Here is a 14750-nt window from a genome sequence, read left to right as displayed (position 1 = left end):
TGCCAGTTGCCAGTTGCCAGTTGCCAGTTGCCAGTTGCCAGTTGCCAGTTGCCAGTTGCCAGTTGCCAGTTGCCAGTCCGTTCAACTCAGTACCCTTTTGTCTACCGGCTTCACATGCAGGGCCACACATCGGCCTGAACTCATGATGCACCCATCCCTCGTTACTGATTACAGTGAATCTTTTGCTGACTATAGTGAATCTTTCAGTTTAGCGATCTTACCGCTGCCAACCGGCATGAATCTGTGATCCAGATATGCGGTGAAATCAGCATATTGGCCTGGCCCTCCTGCTTACGGTTAACACGTATTGGAACTGAATTGACCTCCATCAGGTCTGCAAAAATTCGAATGCATTCATTCACTGATTACAGTGAACGTTCGACACTGTTATTGATGCCTTTTCTTACCAGCTTTTACAGGAGATAGAATTTGTCAGCCTTATCGTGTGCTGGATCAAGCGTCAAGGTTAAGGCTGTGAAGATGAATGGGCGGTATTTCATGTGCGCGAGCTCGAGATGTGTCCCGCTCATCACAGTGAATTGCGCGAACAAAGTCACAGAAATCAGGAGTCCTACATTTAACACAGTATTGCGTTGATATGATAACTTGTTGCCTTGTGTGCAGGATTTAGGTATAAATTCATAAATCCTACATATTTGGAGTAAGTATGGCTAACGATGATAGTCAGGTCATGAAAGTTGCTCAGCGTTCCGAACGCATGTTATTGAGCCTTACTGAACAAATTCAGGCACAAAAGCTTGAGTTGCAGGAAAACAGCTACTACCAAATTTATGCCAAGGCGGCTCTGGCTAAACTGCCAAAACTGACCCGCGCCAGCGTTGATTATGCCGTAAACGAAATGGAAGAGAGTGGTTATCAGTTCGATAAGCGCGCTGCCGGTAGCTCGGTGAAGTACGCCATGTCCATTCAGAACATTATTGATATCTATCATCATCGCGGCGTGCCGAAATATCGCGATCGTCACACTGAAGCCTTTACTTTATTTGTGGGGAATCTTAAAGGCGGCGTTTCCAAGACGGTTTCTACTGTTTCTCTGGCTCACGCTCTTCGGGCTCACCCTCACCTTTTATATGAAGACCTGCGCATCCTTGTGATTGATCTCGACCCACAGTCTTCTGCCACGATGTTTTTGAATCACGAGCGTTCTGTCGGGCTCGTGGAGGCGACTGCCGCTCAGGCGATGCTACAAAACGTCACACGGGATGAGCTGGTAAGTGAATTTATCGTTTCATCCATTATTCCCGGTGTGGACGTATTACCTGCATCAATAGATGACGCATTTATTGCATCAAGTTGGGATCAGCTGTGTGCCACTCATTTGCCAGGGCAAAACATTCATTCGGTGTTATACGATAATGTCGTGTCTAAACTTAAAAAAGATTACGACTTCATCTTCATCGACAGTGGCCCACATCTGGATGCATTTTTAAAGAATGCGATCGCTGCATCCGATCTCCTGATGACTCCAGTCCCACCGGCACAGGTAGATTTCCACTCTACCCTCAAATACCTGACTCGTTTACCAGAGCTGATTGGCATTATTGAAGAGTCGGGAGCCGTATGCCGTCTCCAGGGCAATATCGGGTTTATGTCAAAGCTCTCTAACAAAGCAGACCATAAACTTTGCCACAGCCTTGCTAAAGAAATTTTCGGCGGCGACATGCTGGACGCAACCCTGCCCCGTCTGGATGGTTTTGAGCGTTGCGGTGAGTCGTTTGACACGGTTATATCGGCTAACCCGTCAACCTATGTAGGTAGCAGTGAGGCGCTGAAAAACGCTCGTTCTGCCGCCGAAGACTTCGCTAAAGCGGTTTTTGACCGCATTGAATTTATCCGCCTGAACTGAGGTTTTTATGAGTGCGAAAAGAATAACGATCGGCAGAACCTTCAGCCAGACACCGTTAAACACAGAAAAACTCTCTGATAACCCTTCGCAGACGTTTGTTCTTGCCACAGGAAAACGTGCCGTATTCCGTTTTGAACACATTCCTGCGAATGAGATAGAAAGCAAAACCTTTGTGACCATGGAAACGAATGGTCGCGATCAGTCTGGTCTTACGCCTGACTCACTGCGGGATATTATCCGCACGATTAAGCTTCAGCAGTTCTTCCCTGCCATTGGTGTGATGCAAGGCGAACGTATAGAGATACTGGACGGCTCACGACGTCGCGCGGCAGCACTTTATTGTAAAACCGGTCTGGATATTCTTGTGACCGATGCGGTCATCACTCCGGATGAGGCACGCAGGCTTGCGCAGGATATTCAGACGGCTCGTGAGCATAATTTGCGTGAAGTCGGGATGCGATTACTGGCGCTCAAAGACGGCGGCTTATCCCAAAAAGAGATTGCTGAAAATCAGGGCCTTTCGCAAGCCAAGGTCACCCGTGCTTTACAAGCTGCCAGCGTTCCCGCTGATTTGATCTCTCTTTTTCCTAATCAGTCAGAGCTGACTTATCCTGATTATAAAGCTTTGCTTCAGGCTGCGGATAAACTGAGTGAGACCGGGCAAACCGTCGAGGCATTGATAAACGCTATCTCGGCTGAAATCGATGTTGTCAGGGCTCGTGATGGTTTGGCTGAGGACGAGTTAAAAAACACAATTCTGAGATTGATTCGTCAGGGCAGCCAGACGCTCGTTAAAGAACCTGAGAAAGATAAAACCACAGCGGTGGCTCTCTGGTCCTTTGCTGATAAGGATCGATTTGCGCGCAAAAAAACGCGAGGAAGAATGTTTAGCTATGAGTTTAACCGCCAGTCCAAAGAACTCCAGGACGAACTAGATAAGGTCATTGCTGAGACATTGAAGAAGTATATGACCCGATGAAACACATCAAACCAGGCAAATCGATTGTCTGGTTTTTTATTTCCTCATATTTCCTTTATCCCTGTAATATTCGATATCGCTATAGCGAATTTCAGGCTGAAATCGCCAAATAAATAGCCTGAAATTTATCTCTAAGATACTGTTTTTAAAATGTTTTAATTTACTTTCCCAAAATGAAATTCGCTATATTTCCCGCCTGCCGCCTGCCGCCTGCCGCCTGCCGCCTGTGGTTTTAATGTGGTTGTCTGCCTCGGTGCTAAAAGATTTTTGATTCGACTGATCTGCTCCCCGTTGCTGGCCACAACATGATGTTATAGCAACGCAAGGACATCCCAATGAAGACAGTTTTCGTACGAACAGATCATCAGTATCGCTTGCATAGCCGAGGCTGGCATTTCCTCCCGTAAGCATATTATTTCTGACGCAAACTTTTGCGCCTGGCGTAAGACATTTAATGGCTTTGCACTCCCTGAAGTAAAACGTCTGAAGAAGAGAGAGCCCGTCTCAGGAAGTGACTTGCAGAAGTGATGCCTGAGTGAAGATGCATTACAGGTGGTTGAGCCGATAATACTGACGACAGATCGCAAGCGGGAAGCGGTTGCAGTGAGGTGTAAAGTGATGAGTCTGTCACGACCTCGTGCGTGCACGTATGCTGATTTGTTCCTGTCGACTTGCTGCCATGAGAAGCAGCCTCCGGTGGCTGATGCGCATTTTTCAGGGCGCTCGATTGCGCTGCCACCTGAGCGACGGCGTTTCGGTTAGCGCCGTATAGCGGGAAACTACGGCAACGAGAAGGCCTGCATGTTAATCACAAGTACTTGTGATGCCTTTACCATCTCAGCGGCTCGGGTGTTAATTGCAGGCGAGGTCGTAGAGTACGGGTTACAGAACGCCTTCCTCTGCTCCGTCTTGCTGCTCCTGGTCTGTCGTGGTCACCGTATTTCGTCATGGACGCCACAGGCATCCTGACGCAGAATAAAGTGTTATATCTGCGTTGATGATTTTACCAATGAATACCTGTCAGTTTCTCTTACCTCAGGTATATCTGGCATGCAGGTCACACGTATTCTGGACAGTATTGTGCTATTTCATGGCTATCCGGTAACGTTAAGACCAGACCAGACTCTGCACCAGCGTTTACCTGGCGGGCACTGAACCAGTGGACCTTTGCGCATGGCGTTAAGCTTCGGCTTATTCAGCCGGGCGATCAAATACCTATGGGGTTATCGAAAGCTTAAATGGTAGTTTTCTAAAGGCGTGTCAGATTAAGCCCGGGTTAAGCGAAAGTGTTCACCCAAAAAAAACATTAACGACTGGCGGAAGGACTATAAGCGTTTCAGCCTCATTCCTGAGTGATTTATCTGACGTCAGCGAGGTTAGCAGTGGGCTGGCAAAATGCTAACAGAGAAGGTAACCCAATCGACGTGGCTAACGGTCTATTGTGCTCAATGCTGTGGGGGCAAATCACGTCGATGATTTTTATTGGATGCAGTCTGCGCGATATTTACACAAACAGAGACGGATACAGCAATTTTTCGACGGCATCTCAATTAGCGGTGTTGCTGTGATTGCAATAAGAGATTTAGCAGTGTGTGGATTATCGGTGTCAGGGCGAAAGCGACGCTTTTTTCAACCCTATCTTCATGAAAAATATTGTTTTTATGATGGCGATTTCAGCCTGAAATTCAGTCAGAGATAAAAAGTAATCCCTCGGTTTCTGAGAGAAGTCAATGCGTCAGGGTTTTGCTTTGTTATTTTTTTGAAGACGAACGTCCCGGTCAAACTCTGGTTAAATTGATATACAGAAAATATCCCTTAGTTATCCACAGAAAAAGTGGATAAGTTGAGAAAGCCTTAATGACAGAGACATGCGCCAATCTTTCGCCTTACTGATAGGCGTTTCAGGAGTAAGTAAGTTAAGCACATGGAGTTGGTTTCATGCCCCGATGCTAAAAAACATGTCGCAGTTTGCATCGTGACTCTGGCCTTTCGCTTAAGCGGAACAGATTCACGCCTGGCAATCGGCCTCACGTTGATAACATAACGATTTAGTGAAAACGAGCGCTGACGCGACGACAGAATGCACAGCGACAAGCTGAAATCGGTGCAGTCATCATCCAAAACCCGTTTCAGCCCAGGTATTATTCGAATCAGTAAGAGACAAGGCTGGAGAGCGAAAGCGTTCTGTTAGGCGCTAATGAAAGTAAAAGCCTGATGCTGTACAGCATTTTATCAAATTCGCATCAGTGCCTGCAGGAGGAGAAAAACGCTATTCCTTACAGAACCGTGATGCCCGGGCGAAAGCTAACGGCTTATGGCTTTGGCATGATGTTTTTACTAAATACTATAAGCTGCATTCAGGCCAACCCGACGTTCACTGTAATCTGTAAACGTAGGTCATAGGCTTGATTCTACTATGTGTGGCACTGTCACATTCCCATCCATGATGAAAAACTGATTACAGTGAATCGGCAACGAGATCCTTTTGAGATTAACTGTTCTGGTCTTCACTCATAACATGCTCATGTTGGCTGAGTTTTGTTTATTTCATCCTGCTGAGGCTACATCCCGCGTCAATCACGGGAACGACTTTCGATACTGATTACAGCGAATTACAACCACTGTAATCAGCAATCGCAGATGACCTGTTTGGCGATTTCAGGCTGAAATTCATACTTATCAATGGGTTTGCTGCATGAAATTGTTGAATGCAGTCATTATCAAAACAGGCAAGCCTCGCTGGCGAGTGGCCGTTTAGACAGGGTTTTTTGATCGCATCATCCAGGCTTAACTTAGGTACCTGGGTTGCAGTGTACAGTGAACGGTTAAGATGCATTGCTCACTCTGGTTAAAAGTAATGTTCACATGATGGTGGGTTGGGGACAACTGTCTTTAACAGGCTTAAAATCGCTTTAACGCAGATAAATGACGACTCGCCACGAAGGGAAATCCACGTGGCGGTATTAACGTGTTTTAGCCAAATCAAAGTAAAAATACGTCGCTGTCTTCTCAGGACGTCAAAGATTCCAGGCGCGTAAATCTGCGACAGTGCCTGCTTATTTAACATAATATACAGGTTTGTCTGTGTTTTTGACGTTAAAAAAAATCATTTATCCTCTGGCTGGTTATTATTTCCTCTTTTACTGATTACAGTGAATGCCACTTAAACGTTCACTGTAATCAGTAACACCTAAATGTTGGCGATTTCAGGCTGAAATTTTCCTTATGCACCTAATGGCAATTTGCGCCACGTATATCAGCCTTGTGTAAATGGGAGTCTTACACGATTTCTATTTATGAGCAGATAGCCACTGGTTCAGCATTCAAGCCGAAAAGCGCGCAGCCTTCCTAGTTAACTGAAACTGCTCAGCCCGGCGTGGAGTGCGACTGGCGTAAGCGTTCACGAAGACAAGGCACAAGCGGCGATTCGACAACATACGTATCTCTCAAGACGAAAATGTCTTTGCCAGCGTGACCGCAGAGTGAAAGCGGTAATGGGTGAAGATGGAGAGATGAGAGTTCAGTGACAATTCATGTGTCATGCGCGTTTCAAGGCAATAATGGTCAGTGGCTATTAGCCAGCACTGAGCTTCAGGTAAGTAAAGGGTAGGGCAGGGGGCTTTGTTACTCAACGATTCCAGAACTTCCACCAGATTACTCAGCATCACTAACGTCAGGGGCATTTATAGCCTTTCAGCACTGTGCCACTTACGCATAAACCTGTTCGTTCAATGCCATCTGACGGTGCGGCAACTGAAGTATAAAACGTTGGGTCAAGGATGAGAGAAGGGAAAGACGATCATAATCAGATGTTAATCATGCCCTATGATCAGAATTTGTTGTGTCTTTTTTGCCGGAATAGATGCCAGGCCTGAAAACATCTGTCGTCATCTGATATATCTGTCGATAACAGCCAGCGAAGGTTCAGGTCGCTCTGCGTGGTTTGAACGGCTTTGCGCGAAATGAAACTTTGCTCCCATTGCCAGTGAGTTGCACTGGATTAAGTACTTTCTCGAACATCATTGCGTTACCTCAATTTCTGGCCTTTTCATAACCCAGAAAATGAGGTTTATAAATGTTCAAAGACCCAGGATTGCGTCGATCTCAATCAGCAAGTCAGGTGAGAACAGAGCACTAACCTGTACCAATGCGCTCGCAGGTAAATAATCACCATAACGTTTAAACAGCACGTTGCGGAGTGCATCAATATCTTTAAAAGAGGTTACAAAGAGGGTGACCTTAATGAGTTGCTGCAGAGAGGTGTTTTCAGCCGCCGCTATGCTTTCCAGCTGATCAAAAATCACTTCAGCCTGCGCCGCGATATCCCCCTGGTTTGCAGGCGTGCCAAACGCCGTTAAGCCTGAGACATAGAGTGTTTGATTGTGGCTGACGGCATGGACATAGGGGGCAGTGACTTCCCCAAGCGAAGCATAGTTTTTCCGTACAGGCATCATAGTGCTTAACTCCCAATATATTACTTGTTGGTCATTAGCAGCTGCGAGCACGCATGATTGCTAAGTGCTGCCTGCTGCTGCTGTTCTTGAGTCAGACTTTTCCAGTTGTCGATCACCCGAGCGGCCAGGCCAGGAACAAAATGTATTTTTTGCAACGCATAGTCTGAATTACTGCCTTCTATAACGTTTTTCATGTCTTTCTGCAGCTGTTGCTCATTTTGCTGAGGTACGGCGCAGAGCACAGAAATGTAGTAGTTTTCATCTTCAGCGTCATAATGAGGTGTCAGCCACCACCCCAGGAACCCAACGACAAGGGCGGCAGGGATAAGAAAAGCGGGTTTTAGTACTGTCATCTATCCATCCAGAGTCATTCTTCTCACTGGCCAACAGGGGCATCAGTCCGGTCGCATATCCTGCCATAAATAGCGCTATTAGTTAAATCCTCTGCCTGGATTAGGCTATCGGGTTACACCAGGCACCAGCCCTGGCCATAAGCAGCATAAAAAATATGACCGGCATTGACGTTTTATGAAATCAGTCAATGAAACTATAAAAATCAATACAATTAACAGGTTACAGACCCAGACTTATCTGTATTCACCGCTGAGTTTTTAAAAGCATACTACTATTAGTTGTCTGGAGCCTCAGGATCCAGACTGATATTTATGCACATTTATAGGGGAACCGCGTGCTGATAAAGAAGAAGAAAATACGGTCACATACCGAGGATAGATATCTGGCACTGGCACTGGCAACGACTGCCGGGATACTCAACGCAATGGCTTTAGGCGCGTTTGGTTTTTTTCCGTCACACATGAGCGGTAATACTTCTCAGATTTCTAACGAAGTTTTCACTTCTGACTTTGATAGTCTGGTTTTCCTTGCGGGTCTGATTTCTGCGTTTGTGATCGGTTGTACCACCGCGAGATTGTTCATTATTGCCGGCGAAAGACGGAAAATCAGAACCATCTTCTGCCTGATCATTCTGGCTGAAGGGTTTGCACTGACGGCAGCGTCACTCTTCGAAAAATGGTTTTATTCACCCAGCTACAACGGTGAGGTATTGTTGATGCTGGGCTTCCTGATGGGCTTACATAATGCGACTTCTACGCAACTGTCGAACGGCCGTGTCAGATCAACCCATATTACCGGTACGCTAACTGACGCAGGCATCGCCTTAGGTTCCTATTTATCATCTTTTATATCCCGAGCAGAACCTTGCGACAGACGATTTGCCCAGAAGCAGCTCTATACACATTTAACCACGGTATTATCTTTTTTAACGGGGTGCATTGTCGGGCTATTACTTTTTAAAACCTATGCATTTAACGCTATGATTGGACTGGGGATTTTCCTCATCGCCCTTGCAGCTGGCGCGATTGTTATTACATTGTATAATGCAAAAAAGCTTTACTAGTTGATTTTTATAAATGGCGGTTTCGTGAGATTTTATTTCAGGTGCCGCCATTATTAGCAGGAATAATTAATTTAAGACTGTATTTTAAAAGTGGTATAGCAAATTAAATAGAGGGATTAACTTCCAGAATATGACCGGTGAACAAGTCCATAAAACTGACAAAAAGTAATAGAAATTTACGTTTTATCCGATTTAGAAAAGAATTACCATTTCACTAGATTGGTCGTGGAAAAATAAAATTATTGTATAACTAAATCAATAATATAAGTAGATTCTACCGCTTCGCTTAAGGTTTATTTCCTCTGCTGGCTTTGTTTTCCTGACCACAAAAGTGTTAGTCTGTATATACATACACCGGTTGGAGGTTATGTGAATAACCATGAAGACAACGACATTCGTGCGCTGATTGGGGCGGTGGTGAGTGAACTTCTGAAGGTAGGTGAGCCCGTGCAGTTTCACCAGATCACAGATGCATTGTTTCGTTTAAGTCAGGACAGCCGAGACAAAAGATTTAAAGTACTTTGCCAGCGCGCAATCCATTTTTTCTCACGCAAAATGCATTAAGAGTGGCCTGCAATCTGGCTGCGTTGCAGGTCAACAAACTCACGCTGACTTAGGATAAACGCCCTCACCACAGATGTCAGATGCGAAACTACACACCTGCATCGTCTGGCGTACGTCCTACCACGATTTCAAGAGTTCTGCGTAACAGTTCGATGTGGAACTCATCATCCGTCGATTCGAGTTCTGCAATGAGGTACAGGATGATCGCTTTATTGGTTACGCGTTTTTCGTCACTGACAATATTTCTGATAACTCTGCCAAGCAGCTCAGTCTCCTGAGCAAGATGCTCTCCCTCACTGCGAAAAAACTCGATGATGGCTAAATCTGATGTGCTCTGTTGCATAGTTATCATTCTCTAAGAATCGTCAGTTGCGTCTTAAGGAGTCAGCCGACAAGGTCATTAAGTAGTAAGGGTTACCAGGCATAACACACTTTGATGCCCATCTTTTCTCTCGCTGGCACAGCTTAAATCTTAGACGCCAGCGTCAGTGTTTTTTAGAGCCTTCTGGTGGGCCGTCGTTGTTCAAACGGTGTTTATCGCGCTCGGGAAGATCCACCCGGCGGCGACTGTTCGCTGTGGCCATGCCTTTTTGTACTTCAACAATCGCAACTTTGATGGCTTTCAGCCTGGTTGCGTCCTCGGTTTCACTTGCCATTGCTTCAAGTTGAGCAATAAGTGCATTGCTGGATATCGGACTTTCTGATTTCAGTAAGATCAGAACGGCCTCACCAATCATGACATCCGTTATTTTTTCTTCTTCACTTCTGTACATACTGGCTTCTCTGATTACGAATTTGTAGCCACGCTCCGGCTACGATGACGGGGGACAGCTAACCTTCCCGCGTCAGCTGTGGGCAGTACTATCCCTGTGAGTAAACATGGTACTGCCCGATCAGAAATTACTTCAGGTAACGAATTAATTTTAAAGCATTAAATTTATATTAGCTTTCGCGACTAAACAGTAATCCAATTAGCTCCTGGTAATGACGTTGCTGCTCTGTGGCATCACAACCGTCAAGACGATGGAGCAATTTACTGCAAATTGCTTTGCGTGAAAGTGTTTGGCCTGCGCGCAGTAGCTCAACAACAATCTCACCCAGCGTTTCCTGCTGAGAGGGCAAATTTGCCTGGCTGAAGTAACGGGCGATGTCGCTGGTATTATCCGGTGCATGTCCGTTCTGACGCATACGATTATCCTCAGGTGGTTAAAATGTACTTTGCCATAGAGCGAAAGTTATACATCTTTCAAAAACTTGTACAGAATTTTGATGGTCTTAACGGGAGTTTTTTGTGCAAAAAATGCTAATTGATTAAAAACAGAGAGTTACAGAGGTGTGAAGTAGGGCGGATGTTATCAAGCATTGTGCCAAAATTAAGCTTAAAAGTTAACACAATGCGTAAAATATGAGCATAGAACTATTTTATGACAATGTCATCGCCGTCGTTGTCTGAAGATCCTGAAAACGCTGATTTGCGTGCAGACCAGCCTCTGCCTGAAGTCAGGCGCGAACCAATTTGCCTGAAACCCATCAGCCATTTGGTTGCATCATCGAGCTGTGACAGCCTGGCTTCATCCACTTCAGACCGGGTCATTACTTTAAGCTCATCGACAAGAGACTCCACACTGACGTCCTGATTGATGGCGATCAGGTTCAGAGCGGCTTCTCCGATGATCGTGTTTGTCAGGTGCTGCTGGGAAAGTAACAAAATGACCTCCTTTGCCTTTCATACGACAAGTTTATTTTAGCAAAGCATAGCGTTCCTGTTTTACCCTGCGCGCGCTCAGCGTTGATCCATCCACTTTATGGACCTGCATCAGGACGGTTTCTTCATTATTCGATGGCGCTACACTGCTGGACTTTTACTTTCAGAATAACTAGTTAGCCACTCTGCATTACAAAACTTAAAACTTCCATTCATTTCATTAAAAAACTTCACAAAGTGTTTCTGTGTGAATTTTATAGCCTGTGCTATAAAATTTAGCACGGGCTAAATTATTGGCGCTTTCTTCATTAATCTCAGGATGACGAACATGGTGAGTAAATTATCGGTTTCAACACTTGGCATGATGTTGAGTGTTTTTATTAGCCTCAACAGCTATGCGGCTGATAAATTTAAGGTTGTCACGACCTTCACCGTTATTGCTGACATGGCAAAAAATGTGGCGGGGGAGGCGGCTGAGGTGACGTCAATCACCAAACCTGGTGCCGAAATTCATGAGTATCAACCGACCCCTGGCGATATTAAACGTGCACAGGGTGCACAGTTGGTGATGGCTAATGGTTTGAATCTGGAATTGTGGTTTCAACGTTTTTATCAACATCTCAAAGGCGTTCCTGAAGTTGTTGTTTCAACGGGCGTCTCTCCAATAGGAATAGGGGAAGGACCTTATAATGGCAAACCCAATCCTCACGCATGGATGTCTCCGGATAACGCACTGATCTATGTGGATAATATTCGTGATGCGCTTGTAAAGCACGATCCGGCCAATGCCAGCACCTATCAGCAGAACGCAGCCGCCTATAAGCAAAAGATCGTTGCAGCACTCGAACCTGTTCGTAAGCAACTCGCCGCCATACCAGAAAACAAACGCTGGATAGTGACCAGCGAAGGCGCTTTTTCCTATCTGGCACGTGATTTAGGGCTTAAAGAACTTTATCTCTGGCCAATCAATGCCGATCAGCAGGGAACGCCACAGCAGGTTCGGAACGTCATCGATCAGATGAAAAAGAATGCCATTCCCGTCATCTTCAGTGAAAGCACCGTCTCCGATAAACCTGCACGCCAGGTCGCGCGCGAAACGCACGCACATTATGGCGGTGTGTTATACGTTGACTCATTAAGCGCGGCCAACGGGCCTGTGCCAACGTATCTTGACCTGTTGAAAGTTACCACCCAGACGCTGGTAAACGGCATTCAGGACGGGATGAAAACACCATGAACCCCACAATTGTCGTTTCGGACCTCTCGGTAACCTACCGTAACGGGCATACAGCGTTGCACAACGCCAGCTTTAGCGTGCCAGCCGGGTCAATTGCTGCACTCGTCGGGGTAAATGGTTCGGGTAAATCTACGCTTTTCAAAGCGCTTATGGGATTTGTGCCTGCGCGATCGGGCCATATCAGCGTACTGGGATTGCCAACGCGTAAGGCGCTTCGCCGTAGCCTGGTCGCCTATGTGCCGCAGGCCGAGGAGGTTGACTGGTCTTTTCCGGTTCTGGTGGATGATGTGGTTATGATGGGGCGCTATGGACATATGGGCCTGATGCGTATCCCTAAACGGCAGGATCGCGATCGGGTGACTGACGCGCTGGCACGCGTTGACATGCTGGATTTTCGCCATCGCCAAATCGGTGAGCTTTCCGGCGGCCAGAAAAAACGCGTTTTCCTTGCGCGGGCCATTGCGCAACAGGGCGAGGTGATTTTACTGGATGAACCCTTCACCGGCGTTGATGTTCATACCGAGGCCAAAATCATCAGCTTGTTGCGTGAGCTAAAGGAGGAAGGAAAAACTATGCTGGTTTCGACCCATAACCTTGGCTCCGTGACCGAGTTTTGTGATTACACCGTCATGGTTAAAGGCACGGTTCTTGCCAGCGGCCCCACGGCGACGACGTTTACGCAGCAGAATCTGGAGCGCACATTCAGTGGCGTACTGCGCCATGTCATGACTGAGGGCGGTATCACGCAGGTTATCGCCGATCATGAACGGCCGGTTATTGCATCCACGGACACGCATTCATCATGGGGTAAACGATGACCGCGCTCCTTGAACCTTTTGGTTATCAATATATGTTGAACGCCATGTGGATTTCAGCCATGGTCGGCGGGCTGTGCGCCTTTCTGTCCTGTTATCTGATGTTAAAGGGCTGGTCGCTTATTGGTGATGCGCTGTCACACTCTATTGTTCCCGGTGTCGCGGGCGCTTACATGCTCGGATTGCCGTTTGCGTTGGGCGCTTTTTTATCAGGGGGCTTAGCGGCAGGGAGCATGCTGTTGCTCAACCAGCGCACGCGGCTGAAAGAAGATACCATCATCGGCCTGATTTTTTCTTCGTTCTTCGGCCTTGGGCTGTTTATGGTTTCCCTCAATCCCACTTCGGTAAATATTCAGACTATCGTGCTGGGCAATATTCTGGCTATTGCGCCTTCCGATATCATTCAGCTGCTTATTATCGGACTGACTTCTGTCGCCATTTTGTTTTTCAAATGGAAAGATTTAATGGTCACCTTTTTCGATGAAAACCATGCTCGCGCCGTTGGTTTAAATCCGGTGCGTCTTAAGATCTTATTTTTCACTTTGTTGGCCGTTTCGACCGTGGCTGCGTTACAAACTGTGGGCGCGTTTCTGGTTATCTGTCTGGTTGTCACGCCAGGCGCAACGGCCTGGTTGCTGACCGATCGCTTTCCCCGGCTACTTGCCATCGCGGTTGCCATTGGCAGCATCACGAGCTTTATGGGCGCGTGGGCAAGTTATTATCTCGATGGCGCAACGGGCGGCATTATTGTCGTTGCGCAAACGTTACTGTTTTTACTGGCCTTCATCTTTGCGCCTAAGCACGGTGTGCTGGCGAATCGTCGTCGTGCCCAGGCGCATGCTGTGCGGGAGACAAGATGATGTGGCTGGAACCTTTTCAGTTTGGTTTTATGAATCATGCTTTACTCATCGCGGCGGTGGTTGCCGTGCCTTGTGCGCTGCTGTCAGTCTTTTTGGTCCTGAAGGGCTGGGCGTTGATGGGTGATGCGATGAGTCATGCTGTCTTTCCAGGCATAGTGCTGGCGTGGATGATGGCATTACCTCTGGCAGTGGGCGCATTCAGTGCCGGTTTGTTTTGTGCTGTCGCCAGTGGCTACCTTAAAGAGAACAGCAGAATCAAGCAGGACACGGTTCTGGGTATTGTTTTTTCCGGGATGTTTGCGGTTGGCCTGATTTTGTACATCGCCCTGAAACCGGAGATCCACCTCGACCATATTTTATTCGGCGATATGCTGGGGATCAGCCAAAGCGATATTTTTCAGACGTTAGGCATTGCCGCTGTGATTGTCGCTGTCGTCGGTCTGAAATGGCGCGATTTCATGCTGTTCAGCTTTGATCCTCAACAGGCTCAGGTGTGCGGGCTTTCGGTGCGCTGGCTGCATTATAGCCTGTTGTGTATGGTCTCTCTGACCATTGTGGCAACGCTTAAGGCAGTAGGGATTATTTTATCGATTTCATTGCTTATTGCACCCGGAGCGATTGCCGTTTTGCTGACGGATCGGTTTTCCCATGCGTTGATACTGGCGACGTTTGTTTCGCTGGTTGTCTCACTCTGCGGCGTTTATCTCTCATTTTTTATTGACAGTGCTCCCGCACCAACTATTGTGGTGCTTTTCGCTCTGGTCTTTATCGTCAGCTTTATCACCACTCACTATAAACTTTCTCGCCTGTCTAAATCCTCCTGCTGATTACTGTGCTGGTCGCCTGAATGAA

15 protein-coding genes and 1 pseudogene are annotated in these 14750 nt (G+C 46.8%); 9 read left to right on the top strand and 7 right to left on the bottom strand.

Annotated features, from left to right (window positions below; all coding sequences use genetic code 11):
* Positions 1 to 667 precede the first annotated feature (667 nt).
* The 3 genes and pseudogenes from NXS97_RS01845 to NXS97_RS01835 all read left to right on the top strand — a co-directional run.
* Positions 668 to 1867: an AAA family ATPase gene (locus NXS97_RS01845; protein WP_013028020.1), complete on the top strand. Its 1200-nt coding sequence runs from the start codon at positions 668 to 670 to the stop codon at positions 1865 to 1867.
* 7 nt (positions 1868 to 1874) lie between these two features.
* Positions 1875 to 2846, top strand: coding sequence for a ParB family protein (locus tag NXS97_RS01840; RefSeq protein WP_013028021.1), 972 nt, complete (start codon positions 1875 to 1877; stop codon positions 2844 to 2846).
* 360 nt (positions 2847 to 3206) lie between these two features.
* Positions 3207 to 4279: pseudogene (locus NXS97_RS01835) on the top strand (integrase core domain-containing protein); the annotation flags it as partial.
* Positions 4280 to 6292: 2013 nt separating this feature from the next.
* Here NXS97_RS01835 and NXS97_RS01830 read toward each other — a convergent pair.
* The 3 genes from NXS97_RS01830 to NXS97_RS01820 form a co-directional block, all read right to left on the bottom strand.
* On the bottom strand, positions 6293 to 6529 hold the full coding sequence (locus tag NXS97_RS01830; RefSeq protein ID WP_013028024.1) for a hypothetical protein: 237 nt from the start codon (positions 6527 to 6529) through the stop codon (positions 6293 to 6295).
* Between the two features lie 396 nt (positions 6530 to 6925).
* A complete protein-coding gene (locus NXS97_RS01825; RefSeq protein ID WP_014604569.1) occupies positions 6926 to 7300 on the bottom strand; it encodes a RidA family protein in 375 nt (124 codons plus the stop codon).
* A 20-nt stretch (positions 7301 to 7320) separates the two neighbouring features.
* The gene (locus tag NXS97_RS01820; RefSeq protein ID WP_013028026.1) at positions 7321 to 7653 is read right to left on the bottom strand and encodes a hypothetical protein; all 333 of its coding nucleotides are present in this window, start codon (positions 7651 to 7653) and stop codon (positions 7321 to 7323) included.
* A 335-nt stretch (positions 7654 to 7988) separates the two neighbouring features.
* On the opposite strand from NXS97_RS01820, the gene NXS97_RS01815 reads away from it, so the two are divergent.
* Complete coding sequence (locus NXS97_RS01815) at positions 7989 to 8717, top strand: YoaK family protein (protein ID WP_014598206.1); 729 nt, start codon at positions 7989 to 7991, stop codon at positions 8715 to 8717.
* 369 nt (positions 8718 to 9086) lie between these two features.
* Positions 9087 to 9281: a hypothetical protein gene (locus NXS97_RS01810; protein WP_013028028.1), complete on the top strand. Its 195-nt coding sequence runs from the start codon at positions 9087 to 9089 to the stop codon at positions 9279 to 9281.
* Positions 9282 to 9369: 88 nt separating this feature from the next.
* Here the strand turns inward: NXS97_RS01810 and NXS97_RS01805 are convergent, their stop codons facing one another.
* The 4 genes from NXS97_RS01805 to NXS97_RS01790 form a co-directional block, all read right to left on the bottom strand.
* Positions 9370 to 9624, bottom strand: coding sequence for a biofilm/acid-resistance regulator YmgB/AriR (locus NXS97_RS01805; protein WP_014604571.1), 255 nt, complete (start codon positions 9622 to 9624; stop codon positions 9370 to 9372).
* A 142-nt stretch (positions 9625 to 9766) separates the two neighbouring features.
* On the bottom strand, positions 9767 to 10054 hold the full coding sequence (locus NXS97_RS01800) for a hypothetical protein (RefSeq protein ID WP_013028030.1): 288 nt from the start codon (positions 10052 to 10054) through the stop codon (positions 9767 to 9769).
* Positions 10055 to 10223: 169 nt separating this feature from the next.
* Positions 10224 to 10469 (bottom strand): regulatory protein YcgZ, encoded by a 246-nt coding sequence (gene ycgZ / locus NXS97_RS01795; RefSeq protein ID WP_013028031.1) that lies wholly within the window; start codon positions 10467 to 10469, stop codon positions 10224 to 10226.
* Positions 10470 to 10698: 229 nt separating this feature from the next.
* Positions 10699 to 10989 carry a hypothetical protein gene (locus tag NXS97_RS01790; RefSeq protein ID WP_013028032.1) on the bottom strand — a complete coding sequence of 97 codons (291 nt, stop codon included), beginning with the start codon at positions 10987 to 10989 and terminating at the stop codon, positions 10699 to 10701.
* Positions 10990 to 11347: 358 nt separating this feature from the next.
* On the opposite strand from NXS97_RS01790, the gene NXS97_RS01785 reads away from it, so the two are divergent.
* From NXS97_RS01785 to NXS97_RS01770, 4 genes are read left to right on the top strand one after another with little or no spacing between them, the layout of a single operon-like run.
* Positions 11348 to 12223, top strand: a complete 876-nt coding sequence (locus tag NXS97_RS01785; RefSeq protein WP_233266582.1) for a metal ABC transporter substrate-binding protein — start codon at positions 11348 to 11350, stop codon at positions 12221 to 12223.
* Positions 12220 to 13041: a manganese/iron ABC transporter ATP-binding protein gene (locus NXS97_RS01780; RefSeq protein ID WP_072139191.1), complete on the top strand. Its 822-nt coding sequence runs from the start codon at positions 12220 to 12222 to the stop codon at positions 13039 to 13041. The genes NXS97_RS01785 and NXS97_RS01780 overlap by 4 nt, the downstream gene beginning before the upstream one ends.
* Positions 13038 to 13898 carry an iron/manganese ABC transporter permease subunit SitC gene (gene sitC, locus NXS97_RS01775; RefSeq protein ID WP_014333020.1) on the top strand — a complete coding sequence of 287 codons (861 nt, stop codon included), beginning with the start codon at positions 13038 to 13040 and terminating at the stop codon, positions 13896 to 13898. The genes NXS97_RS01780 and sitC overlap by 4 nt, the downstream gene beginning before the upstream one ends.
* On the top strand, positions 13898 to 14725 hold the full coding sequence (locus NXS97_RS01770; protein WP_019106861.1) for a metal ABC transporter permease: 828 nt from the start codon (positions 13898 to 13900) through the stop codon (positions 14723 to 14725). Before sitC ends, NXS97_RS01770 begins: the two co-directional genes overlap by 1 nt.
* Positions 14726 to 14750: the final 25 nt, after the last annotated feature.

Source organism: Pantoea sp. B623, assembly GCF_024814475.1.
Lineage (GTDB): Bacteria > Pseudomonadota > Gammaproteobacteria > Enterobacterales > Enterobacteriaceae > Pantoea > Pantoea ananatis.
This window is presented reverse-complemented; position numbering and strand designations above follow the sequence as displayed.

Bases quoted from the DNA above. Each gene is read 5' to 3' on its own strand.
- NXS97_RS01845 (WP_013028020.1), top strand. From the start codon at position 668: ATGGCTAACGATGATAGTCAGGTCATGAAAGTTGCTCAGCGTTCCGAA.
- NXS97_RS01840 (WP_013028021.1), top strand. From the start codon at position 1,875: ATGAGTGCGAAAAGAATAACGATCGGCAGAACCTTCAGCCAGACACCG.
- NXS97_RS01830 (WP_013028024.1), bottom strand. From the start codon at position 6,529: ATGCCCCTGACGTTAGTGATGCTGAGTAATCTGGTGGAAGTTCTGGAA.
- NXS97_RS01825 (WP_014604569.1), bottom strand. From the start codon at position 7,300: ATGATGCCTGTACGGAAAAACTATGCTTCGCTTGGGGAAGTCACTGCC.
- NXS97_RS01820 (WP_013028026.1), bottom strand. From the start codon at position 7,653: ATGACAGTACTAAAACCCGCTTTTCTTATCCCTGCCGCCCTTGTCGTT.
- NXS97_RS01805 (WP_014604571.1), bottom strand. From the start codon at position 9,624: ATGCAACAGAGCACATCAGATTTAGCCATCATCGAGTTTTTTCGCAGT.
- NXS97_RS01800 (WP_013028030.1), bottom strand. From the start codon at position 10,054: ATGTACAGAAGTGAAGAAGAAAAAATAACGGATGTCATGATTGGTGAG.
- ycgZ (WP_013028031.1), bottom strand. From the start codon at position 10,469: ATGCGTCAGAACGGACATGCACCGGATAATACCAGCGACATCGCCCGT.
- NXS97_RS01785 (WP_233266582.1), top strand. From the start codon at position 11,348: ATGATGTTGAGTGTTTTTATTAGCCTCAACAGCTATGCGGCTGATAAA.
- NXS97_RS01780 (WP_072139191.1), top strand. From the start codon at position 12,220: ATGAACCCCACAATTGTCGTTTCGGACCTCTCGGTAACCTACCGTAAC.
- sitC (WP_014333020.1), top strand. From the start codon at position 13,038: ATGACCGCGCTCCTTGAACCTTTTGGTTATCAATATATGTTGAACGCC.
- NXS97_RS01770 (WP_019106861.1), top strand. From the start codon at position 13,898: ATGTGGCTGGAACCTTTTCAGTTTGGTTTTATGAATCATGCTTTACTC.